1 protein-coding gene is annotated in these 485 nt (G+C 42.5%); it reads left to right on the top strand.

Features of this window, described 5'->3' with window-relative positions:
* The first annotated feature begins 181 nt into the window (after window positions 1–181).
* Window positions 182–376, top strand: a complete 195-nt coding sequence (locus ACZGCQ_RS16855; RefSeq protein WP_481266883.1) for a YwbE family protein — start codon at window positions 182–184, stop codon at window positions 374–376.
* The last annotated feature ends 109 nt before the right edge of the window (window positions 377–485 follow it).

The following is a 485-nucleotide window of genomic DNA, read 5'->3' as shown; positions in this document are numbered from 1 at the left end:
AGATTCCATAGGGGAGCGGTGGGGATGAGATGTGTATAATAGACCGGGTCAAATTGAGTCAAACTTTTTTCTGACATTCTGTTCTATTTGCACGTTACGACGTTGAGACAAACAAGTTTCACTGACTGAACCATTGTATACTGATAGCCAAACAGGAAATGAACGATGGGAGGATTTACAGATGGATGGTAAAACACGTAAAAATATTACGCCTGGTCTAAAAGTCAGCATCGTGCTGAATCAAGATCAACGAACTGGTAAACGAACAGAAGGAATCGTTAAAGACCTTCTCACGAAATCGCCGCGAAATCCGCACGGGATCAAAGTGCGTTTAGAAGACGGACAAGTCGGTCGTGTTCAAGAAATTTTAGGTTAAGTAGACAACAATCGCTCGCCCTGATTCCTTTTCGGAGTCACGACGAGCGATTTTTTTATGCTTCAATAGCTTGTTCTAAATACCGCCACGTTGCTTCAACTAGAATACG

The sequence above is a fragment of the Exiguobacterium sp. HSB13 genome (genome assembly GCF_056764755.1).
The sequence above is the reverse complement of the archived record's forward strand: the minus strand, read 5'-3'. Positions and strand labels throughout refer to the sequence as shown.